Source organism: Niabella aurantiaca DSM 17617 (assembly GCF_000374125.1).
Taxonomy (GTDB): domain Bacteria; phylum Bacteroidota; class Bacteroidia; order Chitinophagales; family Chitinophagaceae; genus Niabella; species Niabella aurantiaca.
The window spans coordinates 308,316-334,165 of record NZ_KB893626.1 but is presented as its reverse complement, the minus strand read 5'-3'; the positions used below and the strand labels follow the sequence as shown (position 1 = coordinate 334,165).

The window sequence follows — 25,850 nt, the reverse complement described above, 5'->3', positions numbered from 1 at the left end:
TTGAAGACAAACGGCATTTTCAGCAGCGAATCCCGTTGGGATTTTTTTTAAACTCGCCGTATCTTTGCGCCCCGATGCAAACGGAAGTGTTGAAGAATTTTTATGGTAATGACCCCCGCTGTTTACAAATAGCGAACGAACTTTCCATGCTTCAACCCGCCCGGCTGGGGCTTTCCGGCGTCCGGGGCAGCGCTTCCCAGTTTATTGTAGGAGCCTGTATGGCACAAACGCCGGCACTCAATCACCTGATCATTCTCAACGAGCCGGAAGATGCCGCCTATTTTCAGAACAGCCTGGAAAATATCACCGGGGCACTGGATATTTTCTACTTCCCTTCCTCCTTTAAGACCACCAGGAATTACCGGCTGCTGAATGCATCACATGTAATGCTGCGTACAGAGGCCCTTACCAAACTTGCCGGGGGCGGAAATAAAAAAGTGCTGGTCACCTACGCAGATGCCATTTTTGAAAAAGTGGTGGTGTCCGCTACCCTTGCGGAAAACATCATTCACCTGAAGACCGCAGATCCGCTCAATGTTGAAGAACTATTGTTAAAGCTGGACCGGTACGGTTTTGAACGCAGCGATTTTGTATATGAGCCGGGCCAGTTTGCCCTGCGCGGAGGGATCCTGGATATTTATTCGTTCGGCAATGACAAACCCTACCGGATAGAGCTCTTCGGAAACGATATCGATTCCATACGTATCATCGATCCCGAAACCCAGTTAAGCGAACGCAAGCTGCTGCAGGTTTCCATCATTCCCAACGTAGATGCACAGTTTGCCAGGGAAGAACATGTATCATTGTTTGATTTTCTTCCGGAAAATACAGCCATCTGGGTACAGGATGCCGCCCTTTGTGCGGAACGCTTAAAGGAACATTCGGAAGAGCTGGAACACTTCCTGGAACAACAACGGCCGGACACACCCCCCGATAACCGCGAAGAAGATAAATTGATAAAAAAAGACCTCAGCACCGGCGACTTTATCAATGCAGAAGATTTCTCCGCTGCGTTGGAAACAAGGCCCGTAGTGCACCTGGAGCAGGCGTCCGGGCCGGTTACAAAGGAATTTGCATTCCATACCAACGAGCAGCCGGCCTTCAACCGGCAATTCGAATTGCTGATCAAAGACCTGAAGGCGCATGAAGCCAACGGTTTTGCCCTGTACATTTTTTCTGAGAATCCCAAGCAATTACAGCGCCTCCAGTCGATCTTTGACGACCAGGATGCCCGCCTGGTGTTCCATCCGGTTTCCGCCGCTATACACCTGGGCTTTGCAGACGAAGATCTGAAAATTGTTTGTTATACCGACCATGAGATCTTTCAGCGCTATCACAAATACCGGGTAAAACAGGCATACAATAAGAATAAAGCCATCACCCTGCGCACCCTGAGGGAGCTGCAGCCCGGCGATTTTGTAACCCACATCGACCACGGCGTGGGCGTGTATAGCGGTTTGCAGAAGATGGACGTGAACGGAAAAACACAGGAAGCCGTCCGCATCATTTACAAGGACAAGGATGTGCTGTATGTGAATATCAATTCGCTGCACAAAATCTCAAAATACACCGGAAAAGACGGCAGTGTGCCCAGGGTAAACAAACTGGGCAGCGATGCATGGACGCGGTTAAAGGAAAAGACAAAAGCCCGGGTTAAAGAGATCGCATTTGACCTGATCAAATTATATGCAAAACGAAAAGCACAAAAAGGATTTGCGCATACGCCGGATAACTATCTGCAAACGGAACTGGAGGCTTCCTTTATTTACGAGGACACCCCGGATCAAAGCAAGGCCTCTGCCGATGTAAAAAAAGATATGGAATCCGAATCACCCATGGACCGTCTGATATGCGGCGACGTGGGCTTTGGAAAAACCGAGATCGCGATCCGTGCGGCCTTTAAAACCTGCGTGGATGGAAAACAGGCCGCCATACTGGTGCCCACCACCATACTGGCGTTCCAGCACTACAAAACCTTTAGCGACCGTTTAAAAGAATTTCCGGTGACCGTTGATTTTCTGAACCGGTTTAAATCGGCGAAAGACAAAAAGGAAACCCTGAAAAAACTGGCCGAAGGAAAGATCGACATCCTGGTAGGTACCCATGGGCTCCTGGGAAAGGAAGTAACATTTAAAGACCTGGGCATACTGGTGATCGATGAAGAACAGAAATTTGGCGTGGCCCACAAGGAAAAGATAAAAGTGCTGCGCAGCACGGTGGATTGCTTAACCCTTACCGCAACGCCTATCCCCAGAACCCTGCAGTTCTCCCTCATGGGAGCCAGGGACCTGAGTATCATCAATACCCCACCTCCCAACCGCCAGCCCATACAAACAGAAGTACAGGTGTACAACGAAGACGCCATCCGTGATGCCATTTATTTTGAAACAGAACGGGGCGGCCAGGTCTTTTTTATTCACAACCGCGTGGCCGGCCTTAGTGAAATGGCGGCCCTGATCCAGGGGCTTTGCCCGGATCTGTCCGTCAGCTATGCACACGGACAGATGGAGGGCGCCAAACTGGAAGAAAAAATACTCGACTTTATCGACCACCGCTATGATGTGCTGGTATGCACCAATATCGTAGAAAGCGGGGTCGACATTCCCAACGTCAATACCATCATCATCAACAATGCCCATCATTTCGGCCTTAGTGACCTGCACCAGCTGCGGGGGCGTGTGGGCCGGAGCAATAAAAAAGCGTTCTGCTATCTGCTGGCACCACCGATGAGCACCCTGCCCGCCGATTCGCGCAAACGGCTGCAGACACTGGAACAACACAGCGAACTGGGCAGTGGCTTCCAGATCGCCATGCGCGACCTCGACATCCGCGGGGCAGGCAACCTGTTGGGGGGTGAACAGAGCGGGTTTATGGCAGAGATCGGCTTCGAAACCTACCAGAAGATCCTCGATGAGGCCATCCGCGAACTAAAACGCACCCAGTTCAAAGAACTGTTCAAGGAAGAGATCAGCAAGCAGGACGATTTTGTGAGTGACTGCACCATTGATACCGACCTGGAGATCCTGATCCCCGACGATTATGTGGAGAGCATTACAGAACGCCTGTCGCTGTACCAACGCCTGGACAATAGTGAATCAGAAGCGGAACTGGCCGAAATGTACACGGAGTTGCAGGACCGTTTTGGCCCGGTACCGGAACCGGTCAGTGATCTCTTCGAAACCATCAAATGCCGGAAGCTGGCTGTGGAGCTGGGATTTGAAAAAATGACCCTGAAGCATGAAACCCTTCGCTGCCATTTCATCAACCGCCCGGACTCGCCTTACTTTGAATCCGCCGTCTTCCAGAAGATCATCCAATACGTACAAACCGGCACCAACAAGGCCCGTTTAAAGCAAACCGGACGACTGTTTTTACTGGTTGCAGAACCCATTCCTTCTATGAAATCGCTGTATGATTTTTTAAAGGATATGCATGGGTATTGTGTAGAAGCATAGCTCAAAGATGTTTCCGGTCCGTATTCCCTACAGTAAGCCCTCAACTCCTGTAAAACGCCGGCAGGCAGGTTTACATACCCGTCTTTTTTGCCTTTGCCATTTTCAATGCACACCTGCATGGACTCGCTGTTAGCTTTGTGTTAAACATTGGAAAGCAATTTGTGCGGTTTGTGGTTTTGACTTTGAGAAAACATATGGAGAAATTGGAAAAGGGTTTATACACGTTCATCATTTGACACCAGTTTCACAAATCGGAAAAACGTCTCAACTTGACCCGATAAACGACTTAATTCCTGTTTGCCCAAATTGTCATTCGATGTTACATAAACAAGAACCGCCTTTGACAACCGACGAACTAAAATCATTATTAACAAACAACGAATGACAGCACAGCAGCCGCTAACAGGGGTTTTGCAAGAGCGGGGCGAACATGTTTCAATTTAAATATTTTCGTTATATTTGGGTTCCCGGCTTCGGTTGGAACTCTTCGTTGAAAATCCCCGCCCTCGCAAAGCCTCAGACCGTTAGCGGCAATAAGGAAAAGCGATTGAACATTATAAAAAAGTATAAAAATGGAAAAAATAGCTCAGAAGGTTTATAGCCAGATTAATAACGATGTTTATAATACACAGGGCGATATCTGGTGGAAGCCGGATTCTGTATTGCATCTTCTGAAAACTTCGATTAATCCATGGCGGGTGAGTTATGCGAGTAGTGTTTTAAAGAAGCTGAATATAGACCCCAAAGAAAAGACCGCTCTTGAAGTGGGCAGCGGAGGCGGAATAATGACTGAAGAAATTTGCAAGATGGGATTTACTACTACGGGCATTGAGCCTGCTGAAGAATCAATACTCTCGGCTACCAATCATGCAATAGTCAGCGGACTGAATATCAAATATGAGAAGGGCACGGGTGAACAACTTCCTTATCCCAATCAATCGTTTGACGTTGTATTCTGTTGCGATGTTTTAGAACATGTGTGCGATTTGCCAAAAGTGGTTTCAGAAATTTCAAGAGTGCTGAAACCTGGTGGTGTTTTCATCTATGACACATTGAACCGCACGTTCATCAGCAAGCTGGTAGCCATCAAAATATGGCAGGAATGGAAACGCTGGGCATTCATGCCGCCCAACCTGCATGTTTGGAAAATGTTTATCAAGCCGGATGAAATAAAAGAACTTTTATCAAAAAGCGGATTGGAGTGGAAAGACCATGTCGGTTCTAAGCCGAATATTTCTATTCCCAAAATGTTAAGTTTTCTTAGAAGGCGGACTAAAGGAGAATGGACTTTTGTTGATCTTGGAAAGAATTTCCGGCTGGTTGAGAGTAACGACATGAATATACTTTATGGCGGATATGCGATAAAGAAATAATCACAGCCGCTAACAGCACATCTGCAATAGGCGGGGTGACGTGCTCCCCAGACAGGTTCGTGGTTGTCGAAAGTTCAGTACTTCATATCAACATTTGTGCTGAAAAGCCCGCCCATCGCAAATCTGCAAACCGTCACAGGCAAGCGTAAAAACCGACACGCCAACCAAAATATCAAGACAGAATTGAGGATTAAAAAAAGGGGAATAATTGACATCGATTTTGACTTTCGACAAGACAGCAAGTGTAGTGACCCTGACACAGCCAGCGCAAAATTATATAAAGCCCACAAGTTAAAAGAATGGTTTCACAATTAATCAAGCCAGAGGGGTTAGCAGGATTATAAAAGTTTAAACAACCTCCTTGTAAGAAAAGTCCGGATTTATTCTACTCTTGCCGGGTTTCTGCCATATTTAATTCAATGCCACATAAGCATAAATGAAATTCAGATTTCTCAATTTAATTAAAAAGAAGACCAAGAAAAACAACCACGAATACTTCGGAGCCATCCCTGATATACTTTATTATTCAATAAAGAATCAAAACGAGAAGATTGCCTTATAGTATCTTTAATCAGCAGCGGTACCAAGCAGAAGGAACAGAAAATACCGCCACATCGCCAATGATTCAACGCCAGCGGTTATTGTAGATAGGCCCCTACGAATAAATTCCGACTCTAAAATTCAACTTTCAGAGAAAACAGAAGTCAAAGTCTGAAATAACATTCACAAGTTATGAAAAATATGAGCATACTATTATTCGTACTGTTGTCATTGATCCGCTGTACAAAAAATGACGACCTCATACCAATTACACCCGATACTTCTATGTATTTTCCTGCAAATACGGGTTCGGACTGGGAAACAACTTCTGCTACTCAATTGGGCTGGAACACAACTGCCATTGAAGATCTGAAAACTTTTCTCGCTCAAAAAAACACCAAATCGTTTATGATACTCGTAAACGGCAGAATTGTTATGGAAGAGTATTTCAATGGACATACCGCATCTACAGATTGGGAATGGAATAGCGCAGGTAAAACATTAGTATCTGTAACAACGGGAATTGCACAACAAGAAAATTTGCTGAATATCAATAATAGGGTTTCGGATTATTTAGAATCAGGTTGGACTAATATGCCCCTGGAAAAAGAAAACATGATTACTGTAAGAAACTTACTCACAATGACTTCCGGAATAAGTTCAGAAAGCCAATTAGTAATACACAATAATCTCACCTATGTTGCAGATGCAGGAACAAGATGGGCATACAGTAATGTTTTTCAATTATTAATAGATGTAGATGCAAAGGCCTCCAACAGCGATTTTGAAACCTATTTCAATGAAAAACTAAAAAACAAAATCGGTATGGAAGGTTTTTGGAATTTCGGCGTCATCTTCAAAATTTACCACAGCAATACCAGAAGTATGGCAAGATTCGGACTTTTGGCGCTGAGCAAAGGCAGATGGAAAGATGAACAAATCGTCAATGAAAATTATTTTAACGAAAGTACCAATACCTCACAAAATACAAACCCATCTTATGGCTATTTATGGTGGCTCAACGGAAAATCAAAATATATGGTACCCGGTTCGCAAGATGTTTTTCAAGGAGCTTTAATTCCTAATGCACCTTCGGATATGTTTGCCGCATTGGGAGCTTCCGACCAAAAACTTTACATCATCCCAAGCAAAAAAATGGTAATTGTAAGAATGGGCGATTCAGCCGATCCCAATAATCCTGCTTTTGCAACCTCAGGGTTTGATAATGCTCTTTGGGCTAAAATAAATGCAGTAATAAACTAAAAAAAACAACGAACCGCTAACAAGGTATTGCCAAAATCCGGGCTAAACGTCTTCGATCGGACATTTGTGGAAGGCTCAACATTCATTCTTCAATCCAACCTGGCACTTAAACAGATCATCGAAGACAGCCACCGGGAAGGGCATGCATTTATATTGAATATACTGGAGGCGCTGACAGGGAAAAAGCCAGGCGCTGAGATTTGGCAAAAAATTCAGTGAGCAACGACGTTCCCTCTGCCGGTTCACTTACAGTTCCCGGATCTTTATATTCCGGAACGCCACGCCACTGGCCCAGTCCTGCAGTGCAATATGGCCGCTGGTACGCCTGCCAAACTCGGGAAAACGCTTAAAATGTGTGCGGGCCACAGAATCCTGCCATGCCGGAGCCATAAAATCTTCCCGCACCGTTAATACGCCGTTAAGGTAAAAATCCACCTTCCCGTTTACCTGTTTTATACGCGACCGGTTCCATTCACCACCAGGTTTAGCCATCACGGGGTTTTCCTGTGCATCCAGTGCAAAGAGGGCGCCGGCCTTTTTTACGGGGTTGGCATTGTCTGCATGCGCAGGATCAAGCAACTGGTATTCCGGGCCCGATGCCCATGCGGTGGTAAGATCCGGGCGCTCCAGTACATTGATAAACACGCCACTGTTCCCGTTTTTTGCCAGTTTCCATTCAAACTGCAGCTCAAAGTTTTCAAACTCCCGGTCGCTTACCAGGTCGTTCACTTCCGTTTTATTTACCGTGTCTACCGCCAATGCGCCGTCTTTAACGATCCATCCGGACGTCCTGCCCGTCTTATTATACAGGTGCCAGCCATTTGCAGATCTCCCGTCAAACAGCAATGTCCACCCCTGCTCCTTTTCTTCCTTTGTTAACCGGTTGTGCTGACCGGGGTCCGTACAGGAGGTAGCTAGAGTTAACAAGAAGAACAGGAAGGTCGGTAGCTGCTTCATCGTTATTCGTTTCAGGAAAGTTATCGTTTATTTTATAATTAGGCAACTGCTTTCAGGATCTCTTCTTAGCGGAGTCCCTTTCGGGAGACTCCGCTAATCCATCCCCAGCATTCCCTTCGGGAAACACCGACCTCAATTCATTTTGCCCGCTAATGCCTTATGCACTTTTACCACTTCTGAATAAGACCGCACTCCTTTCTTATCCGTTATCGCGATGCGCACGAAGCGGATCGATCCGGAGCTCCCGATCATCTGACTGCTGCGGTAACAAATGATAATGGCTGATAGCAAGGTGAGCATGATGCATAATGCAAGCCCCATACGCCTCCGGCTTATCCTGAAAAATGCGGCAGCAACCAATAATGCACCGCCTATTGAAACGGCATATTTGCGTGTTGGCACTTTAAGCTCATACAGGGTAGCACCGGGAGCATTGTCATCCGGTGTGCCGGATCTTACGATACCGATATTTGCAAAACATACGCTGTCCTCCGATACCTGCACTTCAAAACAACTGCTTTTTTCCCCTGCCCGGGATATCCAGTGTACAATAAGGGAATGATCATGCAGGGTAGCCCGGATGTTTTCAAATACCGCCTGGTCCGTTACCCAACCAGGCACAGCGTTATCAACGTTTGAAAAAATACCGGAAAAATAAGCAGGCGCCTTATCTCCACATTCTATTGGCCTGCCGGCACTTTTACCATTTGCCGGAAACAATATTCCCAGCAAAAGCAATAGTCGAAGCTGATATTTCATTTGCTTTAGCGTTATTGATAAAATCCGATCCCGTCCCTCGTATGCGCCCCGTGCTGCCACACAACGCCGCTGTGGCCAGTCCGCCGGGGACAAACCGTACACATCCGTTTCCATCCATCCCCTGCCGGTCATAAAAAACCCTCATAAGCGCGTGCATCCAGGCTGCATGAGCAGTATCCGTTCTGTAATACAAAGGTAGTTACAAATATCAAATATGCATTATGTTTTTTTTATATTCGTACCGATGCGTTTTGCAGATCTATATGACATCCGGTCTTTTTATTGCTCCCGTTTGTACACATAGCAAAAACAACAGAAGCAGGCAATGGAATACCCGGTACAGAAAAATGGCTGCTTATCTTTTTTGGCGGATCAGTAATTCCGCAATCGGATATGGTTACGCAGTGTCGTTTTTAAATTGTTTTTCGCTACTAATGTCCGCAGGTGCTCTCCTGATGCCTGATCTGATCACCCCCCATCAGCATTCAGGCCATTATTCCCGGATCTTTATTGCTCGGGGTAAGCGTCTCCCTTATGACAGGTATTGCAGGTTACCGTGTTCAAATATGCCGGGTGGATCACAGAATCTGTGCGGAAATAATTTTTATTGATGTCGATGGTCATGCGGAGCATGTTCCGTGCCACTTCTTTTGCTGGATTTTCATCGGATGCAAAATCCAGCCGCTCCGAGTTCTTTCCCTTTGCATGGCAGAAACTGCATTTAACTCCCAGCGCTTTGTTAAACGATTCCATGATACTGTCCAGGCGTTCATGCGTAATATCCTGGGGCAATACCTTTAAATTATGCGGCGGCCGGTAAAAAGAATAGGAAGCGCCAACCATAATGGTCAAAAGGATGAGCGTAAAGACAAGGGAGATCTTTTTATACCGCATAAAATAAGTTTTACAAATAAATGACAACTTCCCGCAATTTAGGAAAAATCAGCAGAAACAAGGGTTTAGCAGCCCCATCTGTCATGAACAGTCGTTAGCATTCTTTATAATAACCGTTTCAATCCACCGGAATGATTAACTTTGCACCCTATTTTTAAGATCATGTCTGAAGTTATCACTCCCGCCTTAACAGCCAAGGATTTTGCAACCGACCAGGAAGTACGCTGGTGTCCCGGCTGTGGCGACTATTCTATATTGGCACAGGTGCAACGGGTGATGCCGGGTTTGGGTATCCCCAAAGAAAATATCGTGTTTATTTCCGGTATCGGGTGCAGCAGCCGCTTTCCTTATTATATGAATACATATGGGATGCACTCGATCCACGGCCGCGCCACGGCCATCGCATCGGGCCTGAAGGCTTCGCGCCCGGAGCTCAGCATCTGGATCGTTACCGGTGATGGAGACGCGCTCAGCATCGGCGGCAATCATACCATTCATCTGTTAAGAAGGAATTTTGATGTAAACGTGTTGTTGTTCAACAACCAGATCTACGGACTGACCAAGGGCCAGTACTCACCCACATCAGAAGCGAACAAGATCACCAAATCCACCCCTTTTGGCAGCATCGACCATCCGTTCAATCCCCTGGCCCTGGCACTGGGCGCCGATGCCAGCTTTGTAGCGCGTACCATGGACCGGGATCCGAAGCATCTGCAGGCCATGCTGATCCGCACGCACCAGCATAAGGGCGCTTCCTTCCTGGAGATCTATCAGAACTGTAATATCTTCAATGATGGTGCTTTCGAGATCTTTACAGAAAAAAGCTCCAAAGCTGAAGAAACCATTTTTGCAGAGCACGGTAAACCCATGGTCTTTGGAGCAGAAGGAAAAAAAGGCATCCGCCTGGATGGATTTAAACCGCAGGTGGTAACCCTGGGCGAAGGATACAGCGCGGATGATCTGTGGATACATGATGAAAAGGACATCTTTAAAGCGCAATTGCTCACCCGCATTTTCGACAACCCGGCGCTGGAAGACCATTTGCCCCGCCCCTTTGGAGTGTTCTATGAAACAGATCGCCCCTGCTATGAGGAAATGATGGCCCTGCAGCTGGAGGATGCCAAAGCCCGCAAGGCGCCCAATCTGGATGCGCTGTTGCGTGGTAAGGAAGTCTGGACCATACAGTAATGATTTTATGTGCCGGGCTTCAGCATTGCTATCAGGAACGGTTGTGTCACTCCCTTCATCGCCCGGCAATCCTGTTCGGCAAGAAATATAACAGATCAGAAAACATAAACGATGGATTCTGCAAAAGATTACTTAGCCATTAATAAAGCCTCCTGGAATAAGAAGGTGCGGTTTCACCTGGAATCTGATTTCTATGATGTAGCGGGCTTCATAAACGGGGCCTCATCGCTCAATGATATCGAGCTGAACCTGCTGGGCAATATAGCCGGCAAACGCATCCTGCACCTGCAATGTCATTTCGGGCTGGACTCTATTTCTCTGGCCCGCATGGGCGCACAGGTTACGGGCATCGACCTGTCGGACAAAGCCATTGAAGCGGCCGATGACCTGGCAGCCAAAACGCAAACAGCTATCCGCTTTATCTGTTGTGATCTTTACGACCTTCCCAATCATCTGAACGAAACCTTCGACATCGTTTTTACCAGCTATGGTACCATTGGCTGGTTGCCCGACCTGGACCGGTGGGCTTCCGTTATTGCAACCTTTCTCAAACCCGGAGGCCGGTTTGTTTTTGCCGAATTTCACCCGGTAGTTTGGATGTTTGACGATGAGTTTAATAAAATAGGCTATAACTATTTTAATACCGGGCCCATCACCGAAACCTACAGCGGCACTTATGCCGACCGTAACGCGGACCTGAACCAGGAATACGTGACGTGGAACCACGGCAGCGCCGAGGTCCTCAGCAGCCTCCTCCGCAATGGCCTTAAGCTTACCGCGTTTGAGGAGTTTGATTACTCACCCTATAATTGCTTCCGGCACACGGAGGAAATAGCCCCAAAAAAATACCGCATTCAACACCTGGGAAACAAGATCCCCATGGTATTTGCATTAATGGCGGTGAAGCGTTGACAAGTTAATATGTTTAAGGGGTAATAAGGTCTTCTGTAAACCTGCAAACTGATCAACTTGTTAACTTATCGACCGATATTTGCAGTATGCTTATTTCCATCCATCCCAAAGATCCCCAGCCCCGTTTGATCAGGCAGGTAGCCGACAGCCTGCGAACAGGAGGGATCATCATTTATCCTACCGATACCATTTATGGCCTGGGCTGCGACATTTTCCAGACCAGGGCCATTGAGCGCATCGCCTGGATCAAAAAAGTGGACCCGAAAAAAGCACAATTCTCTTTCGTTTGTGCAGACCTGAGCCATTTGAGCGATTTTGCCAAACAGATCTCCAACAGCACCTTCCGCCTGCTGAAGGAATACCTTCCCGGACCCTACACCTTTATCCTGGAGGCCAGCAAGCAGGTGCCCAGGATCCTGCACAGCAAAAAGAACACGGTCGGTATCCGTGTTCCGGAAAACAAGATCACCCAGGCACTTATCCGCGAGCTGGGACATCCCATTTTAAGCACTACCCTGCCCGGCGAGCTGGTAGAAGATTATACAGATCCCGAGATCATTCATGAGCATTACCAGAATCTTGCAGACATTGTGATCGACGGTGGCATTGGCGGTATGGTTCCCTCCACGATCATTGATTGTACAGGAGAAGAAATGGTGCTGGTCCGGAAAGGATTGGGCGATTGGGAAGAGTAAGACCTGTCAGGTTTGAGCGTTACAAACCGCCCCGGATTCCCAGCTCCAGCCCTCTTAATTCGGCCAGCCCTCTCAGGCGGCCAATAGCCGAATAACCGGGATAGGTCGTCTTCTTCAGGTCGTCCAGCATCTGGTGGCCATGATCCGGGCGCATATGAATGGATACCCCTCTGCGGTGCATGGTTGCTACGATCGCTTTTACTACGGCATACATATCCACATCCCCATCGAGGTGGTCTGCTTCAAAAAAGTTGCCGGCTTCATCCCGCTTTGTGCTGCGCAGGTGCAGGAAATGGATATGGTCGCCCAGGCGCTCTACCATGCCGGCCAGGTCGTTATCCGCACGCACGCCGTAAGAACCGGTGCAGAAGCACAAGCCGTTGGCCGGGGATGGCGCTGCCCGGATCAGCTCCAGCGCATCAGCCTCGGTGCTCACGATCCTTGGCAATCCCAGGATGGGGAAGGGAGGATCATCCGGGTGAATGGCCATTTTTAAACCGGCGGCTTCTGCTACGGGAACCACCTGCTGCAGGAAATAGAATAAATGTTGCTTCAGCTTTTGTGCATCAATCGCTTCATAGGTCTTCAACGCATTCAGGATCTCTTCCTCTGTAAACCGCTCTTCACTTCCCGGCAAGCCCAGGAGCGTATTGCGGTACAGGGTTTCCTTGTCTGCTTCGCTCAATTGCTCCAGACGGCTTTTTGCACTTTCCAGTTCGGCGGCGGCATAGTCATTTTCCGCCCCGGGGCGTTTCAGCAAAAACACATCAAATGCAATGAACGCCGCTTTTTCAAAACGGAGCGCCTTGCTCCCGTCCGCAACGGTATAGTTGATATCCGTCCGCATCCAGTCCAGGATCGGCATAAAGTTATAAGTCACCACCTTCAGACCACAGGCCGCCACATTCCGGAGGCTTTGCTTGTAGTTTTCGATATACCGTTCAAAATTGCCCGTCTGTTTTTTTATATCTTCGTGTACGGGCAGGCTTTCGATCACTTCCCAGCTCAATCCTGCAGCTTCCACCTCACTTTTCCGTTTATTGATCTCTTCGGTTTCCCAGATCTCCCCCACCGGAATATGATGCAGGGCGGTTACCACACCGGTAGCACCGGATTGCTTTATATCACTCAAACTGACAGGATCTTTTGGCCCGTACCAACGCATGGTATGGATCATGGCATATTGTGCTTGTTTCATGCTTTTTTTATCGTTTAGAAAATACTGATTCGCCCAAAAATAAGCGATTTATAAATGTGCCGGCGCACTACTTTTCCGGGTAATAATGCGAGTTGATAACATTTGTTTGGTAAAGCTGGTAATGGGGCGTTTACTTTCTATATCTGCCAGCAACAGCTTTGCCGCCACGCTTCCCATTTCCACAGACGGCTGATAGATGACCGACAATGCCGGATCCAGCAGCTCGGAGTTATTGAAGTTGGAAAATCCCATCAGGCCAATATCCCCGGGGATCTTCATTTGCTTTTGCTTCAGGATGCGCAGCGTTTTTAACGACAGCGTATCCGATAATGTCAGCAAGGCATCGGGCCTGTTCTTCATGCCCAGCAGCGAGGAAACGACCTTCTCGATCTCACGGTCGTCCGAGCCTCCCGCGGCACAAAACTGCACCCATTTTCCGTTCTGCTCCAGCCCCAGCTCCTCAAAAGCCTTGATGCATCCTTCTATACGTTCCCTGGATATGGACAGGTTCCGGTTGTTGGCGATCAGCGCTATTTTCCGGTAGCCGTTCTTTGCCAGGTGCTGCACCGCCTCATAAGCACCGGTAAAATTGTCGGCAGTTACCTTATGCGTCTCGATGTTTTCGGCAATGCGGTCTATAAAAACAATGGGCACGCCCCGTTCGATCATTTCCTCAAACACCGTGTAGTCCGTCGTTCCTGCTGCCAGGGAGATGATCAGCCCGTCGATCGACCGGGAAGTGAGATCATTCACGATCATCTGTTCCCGCTCGGCAGAATCCTTGCTTTGTGTAATGATAACGTTATAGCCTTTTTCATTGGCCACCGACTCAATACCGGCGATCACCTGGCTGAAATAGCTATTGGCGATATCCGAAACAATGACCCCGATGGACCTGGATTTGCCCTTACGCAGGCTTAAAGCGGCAAGATTGGGCCGGTATTTATTCTCATTTGCATAATCCCTGATCTTCTTTTTCGTTTCTTCACTGATCTCATAACTGTCGCGCAATGCCCGGGAAACCGTGGAGGCCGACAACCCCAGTGCTTTCGCAATATCTTTTATGGTAATGGCATCCAGTTTCATACACCCTTTCTTAATGGTAAGCGAATATACTTATTTATACAATCGTTACCGGCAACGATTGCGTAAATAGTGCCGGCTGAAACAGATTCCTGATCCTGAAATAATCCTAACTTGTACCCTATCCTTTTTTTGAGGGTACCGGATCAGCTCCGGGGCATGTTCTGCCGCATTTCTTCTGAGGGGAACGCGGTCCACGGCATATGAAACAAAAATGCATTTACATAATTCCAGGGTACCGCCAAACATGCCCGGTGCTGCGAAACAGAACCATTCCTGCAAACTCCTGTCATATATGAAGCTCCTGTTCCTGACCGCCCTGATCATCGCAACATTTAACAGCACCGCTCAGCAAAACGCTGCCGTTGCCTTTCCCGGGGCCGAAGGATTCGGCAAGTATACAACCGGTGGAAGAGGCGGGACTGTGTACCTGGTAACCAACCTCAATGATGACGGAGAAGGCAGCCTGAGAAAAGCCGTCAGCTCCGCCGCACCGCGGATCGTCGTCTTTCGTGTTTCAGGCACCATTCATTTAAAAAGCCGTCTGAATATTAAAGGGAGTAAGACCATTGCCGGGCAAACTGCACCGGGCGGCGGTATTTGCCTGGCGGATCAGCCGGTTGTCCTTTCGGGAGATAATATCATCCTGCGCTTCCTGCGCATCCGGATGGGCGACCGCTACCAGAATGGCGGCATGAAGGACGGGGCCGGCGCTGATGATGCATTGGGCAGCTCCGGACGCAAGAACATTATCATTGATCATTGCAGCATGAGCTGGAGCACCGATGAAGTATGTTCCGTTTACAGGGGCGACAGCACTACCCTGCAATGGAATATTCTTTCCGAACCACTCAACTATTCGTATCACTTTGAAGAGGGCGATAAGGACTTTGAGCACCATGGATATGGCGGAATCTGGGGCGGTGCCCACTTTACCGCACACCACAACCTGTTTGCCCACTGCAACAGCCGCAATCCGCGCTTTAACGGAGTAAGGCTGGGTGCCACTACCGAGCTGGCAGACTTCCGGAATAACGTGATCTATAACTGGGGCGGTAACAATATTTATGGCGGGGAGGGCGGCAGCTATAACATTGTGAATAATTATTTCCGCTATGGCCCCTCTACCAAACCGTCGGTAAGATCCCGTATCGTTAACCCCTATAAAGAAGAAAAGAAAAACATCCCCTTTGGCAGGTATTATGTCAGCGGAAACCATGTGGACGGTGCCCCGGACATTACAAAAGACAATTACAAGGGCGTGCATATGGGTAACAACGGAACGGAAACCGATAAGCAGAATGCGGTCATGCAAAAGCCCTTTGAAGCCGTTCAGCTTCCGTACCAAACCTCCGTGGAGGCGTACAGGGCGGTGCTGGAAAACGCAGGCGCCCGGCTCCCGGAAAGAGATACCCTGGATGCGCGCATCGTCAATAATGTCCGGAACCGCACAGGAGCACTGGTTGATGTTCAGGGCCACTACCCCCACGGCACGCCTTTTGAAAAAACGGTTTCCGCCTGGCCCGTATTAAAACAGGGGCCTTTACCCGTGGATACCGATAATGACGGGATCCCCGATGAATGGGAACGGGCGCACCACCTTGATCCCAACAGCCACACAGACGGCACTGCATTTATCATCGATAAGCACTATTCAAATATTGAAGTGTACATAAACAGTCTTGTAAATTAATCCATGATGAAAAATCTTCTCGTATTAGCGGCCGGGTTGTTCCTGTCTGCCTTCATACCCACGGCACAACAGAAAAAAATAAAGATCTTCCTGGCGGGCGATTCCACAATGGCCATCAAGGACAAAAGGGCCTTTCCCGAAACCGGGTGGGGCATGCCGTTTGTTTATTTTTGGGATTCGTCTGTAGCCGTTATCAATACAGCAAAGAACGGCAGAAGTACCTCCTCCTTTAAAAAAGAAGGGCTGTGGCAGTCCATTATAGATAAAGCGGGTGCCGGAGATTACGTGCTGATCCAGTTTGGGCACAACGATGAAGTACCAACCAAGAGAACTTATACCCCCGAACCGGAATTTAAAGGTAACCTGGTACAATTTATCAAAGAGGCCAGAGGCAGGGGAGCCATTCCCATACTGATCACGCCGGTGGCCCGGAGAAAATTTGATGTTTCCGGAAAAATAACTGAAACACATGCCGTCTATTCCGGCATTGTGCGGGAGGTAGCACAATCGGAGCATACCCCACTCATCGACCTCGACCGGGAAAGCCAGCAGCTATACCAGCAACTGGGCGACGAATATTCTAAATTGTTATTCATGCATCTTTTACCCGGCGAGCACCCCAACTACCCGTCCGGGAAAACGGACGACACCCATTTTACAGAACTGGGGGCCAGAAAAATTGCGGAGCTTGTACTGGCCGCCATCCGGAAGCAGGTACCCGCACTTGCAGAAAGAATCGTGAACGCGTCCTCAAAAAGATAAGGGAAAAGCCGCTTCCATAAACGGCCCTGCGGCGGGAACAGCCGGTTATTCTGCCGTTTTTACCAGCACCATCCGCGACCGGTCTGCCCGGTAAACCGTATCATAAAAGGTCACCATTTTTTCATAATCGCCGGCAGGAAAATGGCCATTGTTGCGGTCGTATCGGCGGATCATGCTGATGACCCCGTTCCGGAGCGCAAACCGGATCTCATATTCCCCGAAGGCATTCTCCACCTTTACCGGCCGGGGCATGGCCTCTACGGCATATCCCGGAGGGATCTTTATAAGAACCGTATCCGAGGTTTTGAACCCATAGGCATAAACGATCTCATGCTCCCGTTTCTCCACATCGCTGAGCTTCCGGGTGTTTGCCGACAATATATTGGGGGTAATGAACAACCGTTTCCCGGTGATGGTCGCATAGTTCTTTGATACCAGCTGCACGTTTTCCGTTATGGCGGGAATATCATTGCTGCCCGCCTCCCCATAGCCAAAAGAGCTGACCTCATAATTGGGGATCGAGAAATAATTCCGCAATCGTTTCTGTTTTTCCTCATCAGAAAGACCGTGCAGCACACCATGCAGATCATCCTGAAGCAGGCCGGTACAACGGGTAACCACAGCAGCTACCAGCGTACCATTCGCATCCAGACGGGCATCGATCATCCGGGTTTGCACATTTGCCGATTTCTGGTATGCCGGCGTGCGCACCAGGTGGCTATTGGCATCGTCAATCAGCAGTGCCTCCCGGTCGCCGGTAAAACTGCCCATATACCCCGGCTCCACTGTCTGACTGGTACATTCCAGCCAGACAGTGTCTTTGTCATCCGGTACGCAAACAATCACATGATTAAACTGGTTAGACGGAAAATCGCTCACAACATCCTTATCTTCTGTTCCCCCGGTTATCAATGCGGTATATGCCCTGATGCCCGCTTCTTTAAGCAGGGCTACCATATAGTTCGACAATGCCTTACAATCGCCATACTTTTTTTCCGCAACATAGGTTGCGTCCAATGGCTGCCATCCGCCCATTCCCAGCTGGATACTGATGTAACGCGAATGCTGCTGCATATACCGGTACAATACATCGATTTTTTCCCGCCGGGTCTTTAACCCGGCCGTCAGCTCCCGTACTTTCGTTTTGATGCCGGCCGGCAAAACATCCCTCCCTGCGTAAAGTGCTGTCATGAACGCTCCAAAGCCCTGCCAGGTATCCATATTCCCTTTATAACCGCCTATTTCAAAATCAGAAGGTGCTGTTAGCACCCGGGTCACCAACCGGTTCCACTCCGGTGCAAAAGATTCCTCCTCCCGGGCCGGTACGTTATCCAGCGCCCAGGAAATGGTCCTTGTATTCCTGGCCTCTTTTACCTGCGGTGCACCCGCATAATGGAACATTTTATAGCGCAGCTTGTACGTTTCCGGTACTTCAAAAAGGAAACTGCTGCGCTCAACAGCGATCTGCGGACCGCTTTGCGGCATCCACTCCGGAAGGGAGAAAAGACCGTTCAATGTGATTTCAATGGCATACTCAACCGTATAAGGATACTCTTTATAATAAAAGTTATGATACTTGAACCGCGCATCCGTAATCAGGCTGGAGCCATCCGTGCCGCTCCCATCCTGGATATCTTTCCTTTTTACAGATTTCAGTTTCTTTCCCATCGCATTGTACAGGGTACCGGAAATATCGTTGATCAGCCGGAATTTATCGTACCCTACAACCAGTTCCGCATATTCTTCAGCCGCCTCGTTCAAAATGGTGTAAACATAATGCCTGCGATATACCGCCTTTCCAATACCACGCACTTCAACGGAGGTTTCGTCCAGTCGCTTGACCAGGTCCGCATTTTTCAACAGTGCCTCAGGTATGGCATTTACGGGATATTCGGCGCTTGCCTGCAGGTGCCACACGCCTGCGATCAGAAAAATAAAAACGCCTCTGAAAAAAAACGCGTTCATTACTCTTTAATTTTTTTTAATACCACCTGCTCACTGTGCTTTTTGGCAATATGTCCAAAAAAGTCCCGGAGGGTCTGATAATCTTCGGCCAGAAAATTTGCCTTCTTGATGTCGATCTTGCTCTGGAGCATGATCCTTCCTCCGGAAGCGCTGATGATGTATTCAAACATACCCTCATTTCCATTGAGCATCACACGTGTCGATTTGGGCAGCTCCTCCACTTCATAACCTTTTGGTATCTCCATGTTCAGCACATACAGGCGGAACGTTGCAAAGGGCATTTCCACGGGGTATTTTCTTTCCGCAGAAACAAAGGGGTTGGTCTTAACGGCTTCACTGAACATCGGATTCAGGTAGATCATGGATTCCGTTCCCGGATCAAAGTCCACGTTATATCGTATCGATACGGGAAAATCAAAATTCTTCAGAGAATCGATATGGGTTTCAGAAAGCTTCATCGGAAAAGAATACGACTTTTCCATATCTTTAAAATAGGCACCCATATCCTTTGTTGCCAGCTGGTCCCGTATCTGAACAGATTCATAGTAACCCGGGGTACTGCTAAAAGTACCACTGATCCCTCCATCTTTATCATTCACCAGGAACAGCAGGGTCGTCTTTTTTTCATGCAGGGAGTCTGCTTCAAAACTTACATTGCGTGGTGCAGGACTGACCACAAAGGCCGGCCCATTGTAGCATTCAAGCGGCAACTTTCCAAAACCCAGGCGGGGATGGGTGGCATCCAGGTAATAGTACTTTCCATCAACCCGCGCGGCACACAGAACAGCGTTATACTTGTTCAGCAGGGGGTAGTTTGGACTCGCCCATCCGTGGCCGCGGGTGCTTAACAGCATCGGGTCAGCGGTAATGCCCCGTTGTTTCAGCATGGCGATCAAAAGCATATTGATCTCGGCCGCCGTTCCGCTCTTTTTCCGGAATACATCCCGCAGCGTTGTCTGATCCGAAAGATAAAATCCGTCTGACCGGGTTGTAGTAAAATGATCCCGCACAAATGCATAAATTGCCCGCGCAGCCTCCAGGTTGCCCGTGCTTTGAGGCGTAATTTTCTTTACCTCATCACCCAGCCAGAAATTGGGCCGCGTGAGTTCCGCACCAAAGTTTTCGTGCTTGAGCAGCTGCTCGCTGGCGGTAGCCCAGTTTCCCACGATGTCCTTGGGCGACGTATTGGGAAACCGGTACTGAGAAAGCTGAAAATCGATTTTCGAATTATGATTTCCGAGTGATGAGGTGAACGGCTCTTCTTTCAGCGCCGGAACATTTGTTGCCGACCAGGTATTTTGCGTTTCATAACCCGACAGCCTGTAATATTCTGTAGCCTGAGTGCTGTTGGATTCCGTTACCGACCAGGTCTTAAAAACATCCTTCTTGGTATTTTTCAGTTTGATCCATCCCTGGGATAAAAAAACATACTGAAAGAACTGGGGTATATACACGGTATACTGTGTAAACAGCCGCGGGTAATCGCCCTGGAACTCCCAGGAGCGCAGATTGAATAAGAATTCGGATTCGATGGTATAGGTATATTCCACGATCGACCCTTCCCGGAGATCCGGAAAGGTGAATTTCCTTGAGATCCAGTTCCGGTTCACCCTTTCCTTAAAGATATTGGAAGACTCCAGCTTCGTTTGCTGCACGGTACCACCTTCGAGGTTATAGGTAATCCCTTTTACCTCCTTAAGCTTTTCCTCGCCATCCGGAGACGTATAAAGGTCAATAGAAACACTGCCCGCATCAAAGCCTTTTTTATCCAGTATCCTGATCCGCGTAGTACGTTTATGGATCAGCGAAAACCATCCTTCATTGTTCCCTACGATCCTTGATGTTCCTACATCAGACAGCACCACGGCACTGGTATTGGAATCAATCACCGGCGACCGGAGGTTAAAGTCCGCCGCGCTTACTTTTCCGAATTTCAGATTTGTTTCTTCCTGGGCACTTGCAAGCTCAGGAAAAAGGCAGATCACAAACAGCAGTATTGTAAGTAAAGTAGTTCTCATAATAGTTAAAAAACAGGACAAATATAAAAAGCTCTGCCAAAAATGGAAAAATTTTTGCCGGCCGGCCTGTTTTGCCTGTACCGCAGTACATAAAAAAACGGGGACAAAGCCCCGCCTTCTCATTGTTCATACGGAGGTATTAAAAATAATAATAACCTGTTGTGATCAGTTTATCGGCAAGGCGGCGGCGCGCCTCCTTGCTGTTGAAAGGTGGTGCTTTTGTAAACCGTTTCAGCCCCATCAGGATCATGCGTTGTTCATCGCCTTCGGCAAAACCGTTAATGGCATCTTTACCGGCCTTGTTTATTTTATCTGCTGCATCATACAGGTACACGCGGGTCATATCTGCATAGTCGGCAGCAGCAGCCTCCCCTTTTGTTGCAGTGGTCTTAACAGTACGCAGGAGCATGCTTTCCGCATGAAATACATCCATTGCCATATCCGCAATGTTCATCAGGATCTCCTGCTCGCTTTCGATTTTCATCATCAGCTTTTGCGCGGCGGCTCCTGCCACCATCAGGATGGCTTTTTTAAGGTTGGCGATCAGCTTTTGTTCTTCTCCGAAAGGTGTTTCTTCCTCGCTGCTGAAATCCGGTATGCTCATGAGCTCCTTCTGTACTTCCATTGCCGGCCCCATCAGGTTCAGGCGTCCCTGCATGGCACGTTTCAGGGTCATATCCAGGATCAGCAGGCGGTTGATCTCGTTGGTACCTTCATAAATACGGTTAATGCGGCTGTCGCGGTAGGCACGGGAAATATTATACTCGGCACTAAATCCATTGCCCCCGTGGATCTGCACGCCCTCATCTACCACAAAATCCAGCAGCTCACTTCCAAAAACCTTCAGCATGGCACATTCGATGGCATATTCTTCTGCTGCGCCCAGCAGCGCTTCATTAAAGGGTTTTCCTTCAGACAGCAGTTTTTGTTCATACCGGTCGATCCATTTAGCAGTACGGTATAAAGCAGATTCTGCGGCAAACATCCCAATGGCCATTGCTGCCAGCTTATGTTTGATCGCTCCAAAATTACTAATGGGCTGCTTGAACTGCTCGCGCGTCTTCGCATATTCCAGGGAGGTATTAAAGGCCTTGCGCGCCCCACCCAACGCGGCAGCACAAAGCTTCAGGCGGCCGATGTTCAATATATTGAAGGCGATCTTATGTCCTTTACCGATCTCGCCCAGTACATTTTCGACAGGTACTTTGGCATCCTGAAAATACAGCTGCACCGTCGAAGAGCCCTTAATACCCATCTTCTGCTCTTCCGGGCCCTGTGTAAATCCTTCCATGCCCCGCTCCACGATAAAGCCGGTGAACTGATCGCCGTCTACTTTTGCAAAAACCGTGTATACATCCGCAAAACCACCGTTGGTGATCCAGCACTTCTGGCCGTTCAATAAATAATATTTCCCGTCATCGCTCAGTTTGGCCGTGGTTTTTGCGCTGAGCGCATCGCTGCCGCTGTTGGGTTCTGTAAGGCCGTATGCCCCGGTCCATTCACCGGTGATCAGCCTGGGGATGTATTTTTGTTTCTGTTCCGGATTGCCGAAATATAAAATCGGGAGGGTACCGATCCCGGTATGCGCGGCAATCGCTACCGAAAAGGAATGCCCCGCACCCAGGTATTCATTAATGATAGTGGAGGTCACAAAATCTTTCCCCAACCCGCCGTACTCTTCCGGAAAGGATGTGGCCAGCAGCCCCTGCTCACCGGCTTTCTGTACCAGTGATTTCATCAGCCCGGGCTCCATGCTGTCGATCCGGTCCAGGTTGGGCCATATCTCCGCCTCCAGGAACTGGTTGCACAGGTCGCGGATCATCAACTGCTCCTCATCAAATTCGTTGGCCGTAAAGGTTTGCGCCGGTACCTGTTCTTTTACAAGCCACTCCGCTCCATGGGTAATGGCTTCCTTGTTTACAGCAGCATCCATTGTCGTTGTTTTTAAAGTTTTTTAAATTTCGGGGCGTTCAGCTTCAGCACCTTGCCCCCGACGGCTCCATTTCCTCTACCTCAGATTCTCGTACACGATCTTCAGCACCTCCTTGCAAACCTCGATCTTATCATTGCTTACCCCGGAAAGCGCCTCCTCCACCGTTTCTTCTGCAAAGCTGTAACAGGTGTCCTGCATCTCCTTGGCCCGTTCCGTCAGGAAGATCAGGTTCTTTCTGCGATCTGCCTTTGAATGAATGCGCCGGACCATCCCTGCTTTTTCAAGATTATCCACCAGCCGGGTCATGCTGGGCTTATCCCGGAAAGTAGCCTTGCAAAGATCCTGCTGACTGATGCCGTCCTCCTTCCATAAATGGTACAACACACTCCACTGTTCAATGGTCAGACTCAGGTCTGCCTGGTTGAACTTCTTCTGCAACCTCCGGGCAATGGCTGTACTGGCCACACCGGTGATGAAGCTGTACAATTCACTTTTTTTAAATTGGTTGTTTGACATATAGTTGTTTTAACAACTAACCAAAGTTAGTCTATTTTTGTATTGCTTTCAACAATTCGATGTTGATCGCCGTCAATAAAGATGACAAAGAAAAAGCAGTTGTCCGCGGGGTAAACGCCGTCGCAAAAAATAAGCGAAATTGCAGTATCACCGGATCTTTAATCAGTGCATCTGGATCAGAAATATATTTTATACAGACAATCAGTGATCAGCTACAGCGTCACCGGCAACGGTCCGCAGCCGGTGGTCTGCTTTCATGGTTTCAATGAGTCGGCATCATCCTTTTCCATACTGGAAAACAGTGGCGGCCGTTATACCATCCTGGCTATCGATGCCCCCTTTCACGGGCACACCAGCTGGAAAGAAGGCTCCCGCTTTACTCCGGACCAGCTCCATGAGATCCTTCATATCCTTCTTGAAGCGGAGTCCTGCTCTCCGACACAGCCGCTGACCCTCATCGGCTTCAGCCTGGGTGGGCGTATCTGCCTTTCTTATTATCAGCACTACCCGCAAAGGGTTAACCGCCTGCTGCTGCTGGCCCCCGACGGACTGAAGATGAGTTTCTGGTACTGGTTTTCTTCGCACACCCTTTTGGGCAACCGGTTATTTGCCTGCACCATGAAGCACCCCGCATGGCTGATAAGGTTTGCCGGTATCCTTCATAAAACAGGACTGATCAATGCCGGCGTTAAAAAGTTCGTGATCCACCACCTGCACCAGCCACAGGTGCGGGAAAAGCTCTATACGGTATGGACGGCCTTTCGCTTTTTCAGACCGGATATCGCACAGGTAAAAAAAGCAATCGCTCAAAAACAAACCCCCGTAGCGCTCTACTTTGGAAGATACGACAAGGTGATCCCCGCAAAGCGTGGTTCCCGGTTTGTAAAAAACATCGAAGCATTTGCCAAAACCCGGGTATTGGAAGCCGGGCACCGGTTACTGCATCACAAAACAGTGCAAACCGCATTAAGGGACTATACCAATGTGATATAGAGACATTTTGTACCCTTACAACAATGACCCCGGTATTTATACATACCTACCTTTACCGCCCAGGACCGGAAACGATGGGAAGGCGATCGGGAGCTGATGCTATTGCAGGGTCTTATATGAACAGGATTGGATCATTGATGAAGCCAACGTTGTACGTCCGGATATTTTAATTGCCTGCGGAGATCCGGATCCCGAAAGCCATATTACAAAAACACCTGTTTTAATTGTCGAAATATTTTCCCAACCACACGGCTTAAGGACCGCAATACCCAGTTCACGCTTTACGAATTTGCGGCGTGAAATACTGTTTGATGTCAGACCCGGATACAAATTCCATACAGGTATTTGAGCTTACGGATAACAAATACAAAGAGCGGTTCCCGCCTTTCCATTTTAAGTTGACGGAGCACTGCGGGATCCCCTTTTGATATCGGGGCTGCGCTTTCTGTTTGACGATCCGCTTCCCGTTTTCGTCATCCCGGCAAGAATCACTTAGCTTTGCCGCTCTATGTGGCTCACCGGCATTATATTTCTTTTGTTTGTCGTTTACGCGTACCTGATCCTGTTCTACACCAGAAGCTGGAAGCAGATCCCCGCGCAGGCCGCAGCAGGCACCCCGGCCGTAACAGGTCCTTCTTTTACCATCATCATTCCCGCCAGGAATGAAGCAGAAAATATCCTCCCCCTGCTGCAATCCATAAAAAAGCAACCCTATCCTTCCCACCTCTTTGAAGTGATCGTGGTAGACGATCATTCGGATGACCGGACGGCATCGCTTGCTGAAAGATTTGCCGCAGACAACAGGGACGCCCCTTTTATAAAAGTCATCCGGCTCACCGGCAGGGAAATGAATTCTTATAAGAAAAAAGCCATTGAAACCGGCATCGCAGCTGCAAAACACGACTGGATCGTTTGCACCGATGCGGATTGCATCACGCCCCCCGGTTGGCTGCAGAGCTTTGCGCAGGCCATAAGCGAAACGGATCCGGTATTCATAGCAGCTCCTGTTGCCTTTAACGAAGAAAAAGGCCTGGTCAACCTGTTCCAGGATCTGGACTTTCTCACATTGCAGGGCATTACCGGTGCTTCGGTTTATAAGAACATACACACCATGTGCAATGGCGCCAACCTTGCTTACCGCAAAGACGTTTTCGGCGAAGTAAACGGCTTCCGGGGTATCGACAGGATCGCTTCCGGTGATGATATGCTGCTGATGCATAAGATATGGAAGCAGTATCCGCACAGAGTTGTTTACCTGAAATCAAAACAGGCGATCGTAAAAACTGCTGCCGCTCCCACCTGGGGTGCGTTCTTTAACCAGCGCATCCGTTGGGCCAGTAAGGCCACCAGCTATGACGACAAACGTATTTTTGCAGTGCTGCTGCTGGTGTACCTTTTTAACGCCTCTTTTCTCGTCTTGCTTATTGCAGGGTTTGTAAACAGCATCTTCTTTTTTGTATTGCCTGGTTTCTGGATTTTGAAAACCATTATTGAGTATCCGTTTATCAAAAGTGTGGCACAGTTCTTCAACAAACGGTCGCGGTTAAAATATTTTTTCCTGTTTCAGCCCCTGCACATCGGCTATACCATACTTGCCGGGTTCCTGGGCAGTTTTGGCCGGTATGAATGGAAGGGCCGGCGGGTAAAATAAAG

20 protein-coding genes are annotated in these 25,850 nt (G+C 48.5%); 11 read left to right on the top strand and 9 right to left on the bottom strand.

Annotation, left to right across the window (positions count from 1 at the left end):
• Positions 1–74: 74 nt before the first annotated feature.
• From mfd to B160_RS0106405, 4 genes are all read left to right on the top strand, one after another.
• Complete coding sequence (gene mfd / locus B160_RS0106420; protein ID WP_018627069.1) at positions 75–3,455, top strand: transcription-repair coupling factor; 3,381 nt, start codon at positions 75–77, stop codon at positions 3,453–3,455.
• Positions 3,456–3,612: 157 nt separating this feature from the next.
• Positions 3,613–3,840, top strand: a complete 228-nt coding sequence (locus tag B160_RS32525; protein ID WP_083927671.1) for an HNH endonuclease — start codon at positions 3,613–3,615, stop codon at positions 3,838–3,840.
• A gap of 187 nt (positions 3,841–4,027) precedes the next feature.
• The gene (ubiG, locus tag B160_RS0106415) at positions 4,028–4,828 is read left to right on the top strand and encodes a bifunctional 2-polyprenyl-6-hydroxyphenol methylase/3-demethylubiquinol 3-O-methyltransferase UbiG (RefSeq protein WP_018627068.1); all 801 of its coding nucleotides are present in this window, start codon (positions 4,028–4,030) and stop codon (positions 4,826–4,828) included.
• 741 nt (positions 4,829–5,569) lie between these two features.
• Positions 5,570–6,631: a serine hydrolase domain-containing protein gene (locus B160_RS0106405; protein WP_157557934.1), complete on the top strand. Its 1,062-nt coding sequence runs from the start codon at positions 5,570–5,572 to the stop codon at positions 6,629–6,631.
• Positions 6,632–6,877: 246 nt separating this feature from the next.
• Here the strand turns inward: B160_RS0106405 and B160_RS0106395 are convergent, their stop codons facing one another.
• The 3 genes from B160_RS0106395 to B160_RS0106380 form a co-directional block, all read right to left on the bottom strand.
• Positions 6,878–7,588: a 3-keto-disaccharide hydrolase gene (locus B160_RS0106395; protein ID WP_018627064.1), complete on the bottom strand. Its 711-nt coding sequence runs from the start codon at positions 7,586–7,588 to the stop codon at positions 6,878–6,880.
• A gap of 132 nt (positions 7,589–7,720) precedes the next feature.
• Complete coding sequence (locus B160_RS0106390) at positions 7,721–8,347, bottom strand: hypothetical protein (protein ID WP_157557933.1); 627 nt, start codon at positions 8,345–8,347, stop codon at positions 7,721–7,723.
• Positions 8,348–8,854: 507 nt separating this feature from the next.
• Positions 8,855–9,241 carry a c-type cytochrome gene (locus B160_RS0106380; RefSeq protein WP_018627061.1) on the bottom strand — a complete coding sequence of 129 codons (387 nt, stop codon included), beginning with the start codon at positions 9,239–9,241 and terminating at the stop codon, positions 8,855–8,857.
• 162 nt (positions 9,242–9,403) lie between these two features.
• On the opposite strand from B160_RS0106380, the gene B160_RS0106375 reads away from it, so the two are divergent.
• The 3 genes from B160_RS0106375 (at position 9,404) to B160_RS0106365 (ending at position 12,036) form a co-directional block, all read left to right on the top strand.
• A complete protein-coding gene (locus tag B160_RS0106375; protein ID WP_018627060.1) occupies positions 9,404–10,429 on the top strand; it encodes a 2-oxoacid:ferredoxin oxidoreductase subunit beta in 1,026 nt (341 codons plus the stop codon).
• 111 nt (positions 10,430–10,540) lie between these two features.
• The gene (locus B160_RS0106370) at positions 10,541–11,341 is read left to right on the top strand and encodes a class I SAM-dependent methyltransferase (RefSeq protein WP_018627059.1); all 801 of its coding nucleotides are present in this window, start codon (positions 10,541–10,543) and stop codon (positions 11,339–11,341) included.
• An 86-nt stretch (positions 11,342–11,427) separates the two neighbouring features.
• Positions 11,428–12,036 (top strand): L-threonylcarbamoyladenylate synthase, encoded by a 609-nt coding sequence (locus B160_RS0106365; protein ID WP_018627058.1) that lies wholly within the window; start codon positions 11,428–11,430, stop codon positions 12,034–12,036.
• A 19-nt stretch (positions 12,037–12,055) separates the two neighbouring features.
• Here B160_RS0106365 and uxuA read toward each other — a convergent pair whose 3' ends face one another.
• Entirely contained in the window at positions 12,056–13,234 is a 1,179-nt protein-coding gene (gene uxuA, locus B160_RS0106360) for a mannonate dehydratase (protein ID WP_018627057.1), read from the bottom strand.
• A gap of 48 nt (positions 13,235–13,282) precedes the next feature.
• Positions 13,283–14,320: a LacI family DNA-binding transcriptional regulator gene (locus tag B160_RS0106355; protein WP_018627056.1), complete on the bottom strand. Its 1,038-nt coding sequence runs from the start codon at positions 14,318–14,320 to the stop codon at positions 13,283–13,285.
• Positions 14,321–14,612: 292 nt separating this feature from the next.
• On the opposite strand from B160_RS0106355, the gene B160_RS0106350 reads away from it, so the two are divergent.
• Entirely contained in the window at positions 14,613–16,010 is a 1,398-nt protein-coding gene (locus tag B160_RS0106350; RefSeq protein WP_040679580.1) for a pectate lyase, read from the top strand.
• A gap of 3 nt (positions 16,011–16,013) precedes the next feature.
• Complete coding sequence (locus B160_RS0106345) at positions 16,014–16,772, top strand: rhamnogalacturonan acetylesterase (RefSeq protein ID WP_026309585.1); 759 nt, start codon at positions 16,014–16,016, stop codon at positions 16,770–16,772.
• Between the two features lie 45 nt (positions 16,773–16,817).
• On the opposite strand, the gene B160_RS0106340 is transcribed toward B160_RS0106345, so the two are convergent.
• The 4 genes from B160_RS0106340 to B160_RS0106325 form a co-directional block, all read right to left on the bottom strand.
• The gene (locus B160_RS0106340) at positions 16,818–18,737 is read right to left on the bottom strand and encodes a DUF3857 domain-containing transglutaminase family protein (RefSeq protein WP_018627053.1); all 1,920 of its coding nucleotides are present in this window, start codon (positions 18,735–18,737) and stop codon (positions 16,818–16,820) included.
• Entirely contained in the window at positions 18,737–20,755 is a 2,019-nt protein-coding gene (locus B160_RS0106335; protein ID WP_157557932.1) for a transglutaminase domain-containing protein, read from the bottom strand. The genes B160_RS0106340 and B160_RS0106335 overlap by 1 nt, the downstream gene beginning before the upstream one ends.
• Before the next feature lie 139 nt (positions 20,756–20,894).
• A complete protein-coding gene (locus tag B160_RS0106330) occupies positions 20,895–22,688 on the bottom strand; it encodes an acyl-CoA dehydrogenase family protein (protein WP_018627051.1) in 1,794 nt (597 codons plus the stop codon).
• A 75-nt stretch (positions 22,689–22,763) separates the two neighbouring features.
• Positions 22,764–23,204: a MarR family winged helix-turn-helix transcriptional regulator gene (locus B160_RS0106325; RefSeq protein WP_018627050.1), complete on the bottom strand. Its 441-nt coding sequence runs from the start codon at positions 23,202–23,204 to the stop codon at positions 22,764–22,766.
• A gap of 204 nt (positions 23,205–23,408) precedes the next feature.
• On the opposite strand from B160_RS0106325, the gene B160_RS0106320 reads away from it, so the two are divergent.
• Positions 23,409–24,197 carry an alpha/beta fold hydrolase gene (locus tag B160_RS0106320; RefSeq protein WP_018627049.1) on the top strand — a complete coding sequence of 263 codons (789 nt, stop codon included), beginning with the start codon at positions 23,409–23,411 and terminating at the stop codon, positions 24,195–24,197.
• A gap of 535 nt (positions 24,198–24,732) precedes the next feature.
• Positions 24,733–25,848, top strand: coding sequence for a glycosyltransferase family 2 protein (locus B160_RS0106310; protein ID WP_169540003.1), 1,116 nt, complete (start codon positions 24,733–24,735; stop codon positions 25,846–25,848).
• Positions 25,849–25,850: the final 2 nt, after the last annotated feature.

Bases quoted from the DNA above. Each gene is read 5' to 3' on its own strand.
- mfd (WP_018627069.1), top strand. From the start codon at position 75: ATGCAAACGGAAGTGTTGAAGAATTTTTATGGTAATGACCCCCGCTGT.
- ubiG (WP_018627068.1), top strand. From the start codon at position 4,028: ATGGAAAAAATAGCTCAGAAGGTTTATAGCCAGATTAATAACGATGTT.
- B160_RS0106405 (WP_157557934.1), top strand. From the start codon at position 5,570: ATGAGCATACTATTATTCGTACTGTTGTCATTGATCCGCTGTACAAAA.
- B160_RS0106395 (WP_018627064.1), bottom strand. From the start codon at position 7,588: ATGAAGCAGCTACCGACCTTCCTGTTCTTCTTGTTAACTCTAGCTACC.
- B160_RS0106390 (WP_157557933.1), bottom strand. From the start codon at position 8,347: ATGAAATATCAGCTTCGACTATTGCTTTTGCTGGGAATATTGTTTCCG.
- B160_RS0106380 (WP_018627061.1), bottom strand. From the start codon at position 9,241: ATGCGGTATAAAAAGATCTCCCTTGTCTTTACGCTCATCCTTTTGACC.
- B160_RS0106375 (WP_018627060.1), top strand. From the start codon at position 9,404: ATGTCTGAAGTTATCACTCCCGCCTTAACAGCCAAGGATTTTGCAACC.
- B160_RS0106370 (WP_018627059.1), top strand. From the start codon at position 10,541: ATGGATTCTGCAAAAGATTACTTAGCCATTAATAAAGCCTCCTGGAAT.
- B160_RS0106365 (WP_018627058.1), top strand. From the start codon at position 11,428: ATGCTTATTTCCATCCATCCCAAAGATCCCCAGCCCCGTTTGATCAGG.
- uxuA (WP_018627057.1), bottom strand. From the start codon at position 13,234: ATGAAACAAGCACAATATGCCATGATCCATACCATGCGTTGGTACGGG.
- B160_RS0106355 (WP_018627056.1), bottom strand. From the start codon at position 14,320: ATGAAACTGGATGCCATTACCATAAAAGATATTGCGAAAGCACTGGGG.
- B160_RS0106350 (WP_040679580.1), top strand. From the start codon at position 14,613: ATGAAGCTCCTGTTCCTGACCGCCCTGATCATCGCAACATTTAACAGC.
- B160_RS0106345 (WP_026309585.1), top strand. From the start codon at position 16,014: ATGATGAAAAATCTTCTCGTATTAGCGGCCGGGTTGTTCCTGTCTGCC.
- B160_RS0106340 (WP_018627053.1), bottom strand. From the start codon at position 18,737: ATGAACGCGTTTTTTTTCAGAGGCGTTTTTATTTTTCTGATCGCAGGC.
- B160_RS0106335 (WP_157557932.1), bottom strand. From the start codon at position 20,755: ATGAGAACTACTTTACTTACAATACTGCTGTTTGTGATCTGCCTTTTT.
- B160_RS0106330 (WP_018627051.1), bottom strand. From the start codon at position 22,688: ATGGATGCTGCTGTAAACAAGGAAGCCATTACCCATGGAGCGGAGTGG.
- B160_RS0106325 (WP_018627050.1), bottom strand. From the start codon at position 23,204: ATGTCAAACAACCAATTTAAAAAAAGTGAATTGTACAGCTTCATCACC.